We start from the raw sequence: 6,000 nt of genomic DNA, 5'->3' as shown, positions 1-6,000 counted from the left end.
AATTGGCTGGGCTGATGGCTTTGGGGAGCCCTGAATCGAAAAAGCCCCCGCTTTTAGCGGAGGCTTGGTCGGAAACGATGGTTGCGGGAGCAGGATTTGGCCTTTACCGAACAAGTGCCTTACTAAAAAGGTGACTAGGTGTGGGCAAATCTCGCTCCTCATTGCGCTTGCGATGCGTCGGCGATGCGTCGGCGAGCGCTCCTTTGTTGGACTGCTTGGAACGGGCAAGCCGAGCCAAGACCACAGCACCATGAACCGCTCCGGGTTTGCCGGAGCGGTTCACAAGGACCCGGACTACTGCTGCGGTCCGAGTTCACAAGAGACGGGCGATATTGGGAGTTTCTCTTTACTTTTTAGTGCAAGAGTGTCCCACAACAACACCCAAACCGGGCCAAACAAATCAATGACTTACGGCAGCGATGTCCCACGAAAGACCACCATGGCAACAGTGAATCGTGATTTGCTTTCGGTTTGAACCGCGCTCCATGTGGATGATCTGCGCGGCTGATTGCATTCAAGATCGAAAACCAGCGTACTGAAGCTGTAGTAGAGTGCGCGTGCTTCAAAATGCGGTAAGTAAGCCCACTGGCAAAAGCCATGACTAGCTCACTAGTCTTGGGCAGCTAGAGGCGGACCAGGAGAACGATGCTGCAGCGCTGACTACAACGCGTTGATGCGTTTGCCCTTCCCGTGCTTTTCGAGGAATTCAGCCTGCTCACGCTTGCGTGCCTCCTTGTCTTTGTCGAGCTTGGATGTTTCCCGACGAAGGGCAAGTATCCCGGCAATCCCGAGGACAACGCCGACGATCGGCAGAACTAGTTCTTCCATGACATGCTCCTTTCGACTTTATTCTAGCGGCTCTCCGTCAGATAGGGTAGTGGGTCGCTTCATCGTGCTATTCACACAATCGATGAGCGACCTGATCTTGGCTGTATCATCCTGAAGAGTGCTCTCATCTTTAGCTAAACGCCGCCGGAAGCGGGTGAGTTTCACCACGACCCAGAACAAGAAAAGCGCGGCGGCAACAAATACGGTTGCCATGTCGATGTTGAAATGCGCAGACCAAACACTCACAGGTTCTCCGCCAGAACCCTGACTAGAGACCGGATGGTCATTCATTGCATTTACGGCACCAACGGCGAGAGTGATGGTTCCACCAGCGCTGGCCAGCTGGAAAGGCGCAACCACACTTTCACTCGTTGTTTTCCGGCTCCTGCCCTCGCAGTCGAAATCATCCGCAGCCATGCGCATCATTCGGCCCATGGTCAGGCCGAGTTCAGGAGTGTTCCGAAGAAGGATCTGGGCTAGGCTCAGGGCACCGAGTGGCTCGCGAGACAATGCTTTCACCGTGTCCCTGAAAGCCGTCGACAGGAGTGGCGGCGGAACGGCCGCGGCGCTTTCCCCAGTCATCAACTCATGCGCATAGTTGGCAATCGCATTGGAAAGCCAATCAGCCCTCAGCTTTGTACCGCTGATTTCACCCGACCCTGCCATAGCGTCCTCCTTAGCCGGTTTCACCCTTTTGATACTGCACAGTTAGTTGGGCAGCACAGCTTGGGCATTCGAACACTCACCCTCGGCCGGCACTTCGCTCAGCTTGAAATCCATATCAACAGAGCACACAGGGCACTCGAACTCGGCCCAAGCTTCACTGGCGTTGCTGAATAAATGGAACACCCTTGCTCCCCTTTACTGAACTCCAACCAGTCTTAGTTGATCAACTTTTGGCTAGCGCTACTTACAATAAGCCTCATGGAGACATGGGGCTGCAACCCACGAGTTAACCAGTTGGGGGATTAATTGGCCCTGTGGGTTGCACACTCCTTTTTGGACACATTCCGTTTCTGTGCTATGTCGCCTTGCATCCCGATCTTCTTTTGGGGGAAAGAAGGTCGGGGCAGAGCGGCCTGCATCACTTTTAGCTTAATAACCGCTGCAGGCCGCTCGACGATCAAACACCCTCACTCTCCTCCTTTGATGGACAAACCGGGGTCATACACCAACCAACTTTGCGCCACTATTCAGCCTTAGCTGTAAGCCGAAAGTAATTTAGGTTAAGGCTCAAAATGAAAAAAACCACTATTGCATTGTCACTAGCGGCTCTGGCCGCAACCGGCTGTACTGTGCACCCAACATTCTCACCCAGCCAGGAAAAGGCTGTTACAAGTTCTTGCATTGAAGAAGTTCAAGCCCCTGGGGTTTATTCAATCTCACCGGGGCAGCCCACGACCAGGAATGATGCAGACGGGTTTTTGCCCCGTGCCAGGCCTGTGGAAACGCTTGGAGGAACGAACTACGGCGCTGCGACCATCAACGCATGCATTAGGCGCCACGCTGGTCTTTGACACGCCACCCCAACTTGGGCTCGTCAAAGTAGGACATCAATGCAGCGCTCCTGCTATTCCACCGCGACGAGACCCAAGGCGGGAACCCGCTCCTTATCTGGACAATACCACTGCCGAGACGCGCTTCACAAATTCGCCTATCTCATCCAGCAAGCATTCGGCGTCTTTGCATACGCACAATATGTCCTCAGCCGAGAACTTAGAGAACCCGCTGTGGTGCAGGTATCCTCCATCCCCTTTTCGGAACTTTGGCCGCGTGGTACTGATGCGAAGATATGTCCTCGTAGCTCCGTCAACCTTCCGTCCTCCAGTTTCTCCCAAAGCCCATGGGCAAACTGATCACGGACCGACGCCGCCTTTAACATCCCCGTTTCAAACCCGCCCGCATCAGGCACTTAACATGCGCCCGCCAGCCCCCGAAGCTCTACTTCGAATTGGCACATAGAAATGGGGCTGGACAGATTTTCAACTGAAGTGTGGCTCAAACCTCCACGTTTCAGGAAAACTTAACTCTAATTCGGTAATTACTGCCATAGTGTGTTGAGTTCGGAGATCTACAATCTTGACGCCTCAGGAGTTCCTGAAAAACCATGGCGGCAGGCTCGCTGCATTGTCCTTTAGCGGCGCGGGTGCGCCGGCTGAAATGAATGCGCGTGTTCTGAAGGAAACAGCCGACCGGCTGGTACTTGCATTCAGCACGGGCGACAGCAGTTTTGTCCTGAAGCACTTCATTGAAGGCGCCCCGAAGTTCCAGCAAGCCTATCTAAAGGAAAGAGACGGGCTGCGTCTGTTCGCGGAAAGCGGGCTGATCCCGCAAATCACACATCACAACGATGCCTCCTTTTACATCGTTCAAAAGTATGTCCCAGGGTGGACAATTCGCGAAGTAATCTCGGAGGAAAACAGTAAACAATTCTGCCGGACCATCGGGTTCTGGCTGAAAAAATACTATGACTACGCCCCAGCCGTGGCGGTGACTGGTAACTGGCTAGAGCACCTGCAACGAGTGCATGGCTTGCGTTCGAGCCTGGAACCTTCTGGTTTCCTACGCAGTTTCCCGTTGGAAAAACTAACGATGTGCCGGGCTGACGGAGCCTTGGGCAATCTAATTCTTAGCGTTGAGGGCCGGCTGTTTGGCATCGATTTCGAAAGATCGGCCTGGCAGCCATTTGGGTGGGATTTGCTACTGACCGCCCGATCCGTAGTCCGGAAATTTCCTCACCTTTCCGAGCCCTGCATCGAAGCCTTGGCGGAAGGTTTCTGCCGAGGCCAGCCGGAGCGTGCCAAACGGTGGTCTGCACTTGCAAAGATATTTGTTGCTGCAACACTATTCATGGCACCCGCCAAGCAAGAAAAACACTCGCCGGAACAGCCCCAATCTTCAGGTAGCCCCAGCGGGCTGAACTGATGTCAGAGCAACTCACTATAACGCTCGACAACTCTTTGGACATCAACGGCGGCAAAATTAAAATCAAGGTTGATCAGTATTCATCTGACGTCTCCGATGCTCAAGTCATCGAGTTTGTTGACGGTGGTCCGTTTGCGGTCGAGTCCGGTAGCAGCAGCAGCAGCAGCAGCAGCGATAGCGACGACGGAGACGTGGAGCTGGAAATCTCCAAAATTGGCAAGCAAGACGGTCAAGTTGACGAGTTCCACTTTGATTTGTCCGGATTCAACGAAGATTTTGACATCTCAATTAAGAGCGAAGGACCGGAAGACTCTTTCGTCATATCGGGCTGGTCGAGCTATAGCGCCTCAAATGGTGTTTATACTATCACATATACAGGGGCGGATAACGCTGTGCATCAAGTGGGCTTGGATCCCGGTGATGCTGCCGTGAATTTCGTTTGCTTTACACCAAGTGTGCGTATCGAAACCCCGCGTGGCGAGGTGGCCGTCGAGAACTTGCGGGAAGGGGACATGGTCTCCACATTGGATAATGGTCCGCAGGTCGTCAGAAAAATCCTGACCCGGGAAGCAAGGTTCCAAGGCGCACTTGATAAACACCGGCCTGTTTTGATCCCGGCTGGATGCTTGGGAAAGGGTGTTCCGAAACAGGACCTGATTGTTTCGCCGAACCATCGGGTGCTGCTGAGTGGAAAACTTGTCAGGGACATGTTTGGTTCAAAGCAGGTTCTCGCTCCCGCAAAAGGGCTGTTGCCTCTCCGGGGCATCAGGGCAAAGAGAGGGATAAAAGGAGTGACGTACATCGCCCTGGTACTGGATCGCCACGAAATCGTTCTGGCTGATGGCTGCCCCTGCGAGACCCTTTTGCTGACCCCTTATTCAATGGCCAGCCTGACAGAGGAGCACCGAAAGGCGCTGCAGGCGGGAACTGCCTACCTGCAAGCTCCTCATTCGCATCCTGCACGCCCCTTTATCACTGTCAGGCAAACAAAAGAATGGGCAAGCCTGGTACGGAAAGCTCTCGAGGCAAGTTAACCAAGGGAAACCAGTCAATGTTCCTGGGTGTTCAAGTTGTAAATTAGTTAGTCACAGCGATACGAATTCCGCACTCTCTAGGTCCGGTCTGTGCCAGGTGAACAATGCTGCACGAGCAAAGGCCGATCCCGTAGCGAACGCCAGAATAGCGCTCAGAAAAGTCGTTGCGACGACGTACTTGGTGGGTCAGCTGCAATTAGTCAGGGGAACTGCTGCTCGCCCCATGGCCTTTTGGCGGGCCCCTCCGGCCGCAATCGCTACCCGTCAACAACCGTCATTGCGCAGTCACGATGAGCATTGGGCATGCCCACATGATGTGGGTTCTGCACGAGATACAAGACCGGCGCATATCCCGGCGCCTGAGTACGCGAATAGGTGCATCCGTCGGGAGAAGTCCAGTGGCTCGCATTGCCGCTGCGAGTTACGCTTTCGTGCGGCAAGAAGCTTTTCACAGTTTGCCGCTGAGCTACCGGGTTCCTATAGTTTGTGGCTGGCCCAAACATCTGGGACAAATCCTGCCGATCAAACTCGACTGCGCCGCAAGCAGACAGGGCAAAACACAAGGTGACAGAGATAATCAAACGCATTGCAGGCATTCCTTTCGCAACCGAACACTGAAACAGCCTGGCCAAGCTTGAATCTGCTGCCCACACCCTAAGCAGAAAGCCGGAAGCCAGAACAACTTATGCGTCAATGATTGAAGGAAATAAGTGCACAATCCATTAAGGATCGGCGGTAGCTTGAGATGCAGAAGGTCTCGCTGTCAGAAAAAGTTCTAAAAATTCGAGCCAAGCTAACGTGACCCGACCTGCCTTGTAGGGCTCTTCGAGACTATCGTACTCCGGCACGCGACTGCTGTTGGTCCTCCATTAATCTGGTGCGGCTACGGCCCGGCAACAACAATCGAACTGAGTAATGCCTCTCCAGGCAACTGAATAGGCTGCCGGACTGCACTCCGGTATGATCTGGAGAACACCACAGATGAACAGTCGCGAAATATCTTGGTGGGGTGCTGTTAACCATGGTAGCATTTTTACAGAGTGATTTTATTAACGAGTGAGGGACCCATGAGAAAAGAGCGTGAAGGTAGAGCCTCAGAAGTCGAGGAGAGCCTGGATGATGCGGAACGCAGAGAAGTGCTTGCCTCCCTTGCCAAGTACACAGCGACCGTAGCCGGGGCATCCACTGTTGTTCTGTCGGCATCCGCTTCAGT

The 6,000-nt window shown here is 53.7% G+C and carries 4 protein-coding genes; 2 read left to right on the top strand and 2 right to left on the bottom strand.

Going from position 1 to position 6,000, the window contains the following annotated elements:
* Nucleotides 1-660: 660 nt before the first annotated feature.
* The gene (locus LHL23_RS20490; RefSeq protein ID WP_226431346.1) at nt 661-828 is read right to left on the bottom strand and encodes a hypothetical protein; all 168 of its coding nucleotides are present in this window, start codon (nt 826-828) and stop codon (nt 661-663) included.
* An 18-nt stretch (nt 829-846) separates the two neighbouring features.
* Nucleotides 847-1,494, bottom strand: coding sequence for a hypothetical protein (locus tag LHL23_RS20485; protein WP_226431345.1), 648 nt, complete (start codon nt 1,492-1,494; stop codon nt 847-849).
* A 1,413-nt stretch (nt 1,495-2,907) separates the two neighbouring features.
* Between LHL23_RS20485 and LHL23_RS20480 the strand changes: the two genes are divergently transcribed.
* Both LHL23_RS20480 and LHL23_RS20475 read left to right on the top strand, forming a co-directional pair.
* Nucleotides 2,908-3,753 (top strand): hypothetical protein, encoded by an 846-nt coding sequence (locus LHL23_RS20480; RefSeq protein WP_226431344.1) that lies wholly within the window; start codon nt 2,908-2,910, stop codon nt 3,751-3,753.
* Nucleotides 3,753-4,787 carry a Hint domain-containing protein gene (locus tag LHL23_RS20475; protein WP_226431343.1) on the top strand — a complete coding sequence of 345 codons (1,035 nt, stop codon included), beginning with the start codon at nt 3,753-3,755 and terminating at the stop codon, nt 4,785-4,787. The genes LHL23_RS20480 and LHL23_RS20475 overlap by 1 nt, the downstream gene beginning before the upstream one ends.
* Nucleotides 4,788-6,000: the final 1,213 nt, after the last annotated feature.

This window comes from Leisingera sp. McT4-56 (genome assembly GCF_020514995.1).
Classification (GTDB): Bacteria; Pseudomonadota; Alphaproteobacteria; order Rhodobacterales; family Rhodobacteraceae; genus Leisingera; species Leisingera aquaemixtae_A.
The sequence above is the reverse complement of the archived record's forward strand: the minus strand, read 5'-3'. Positions and strand labels throughout refer to the sequence as shown.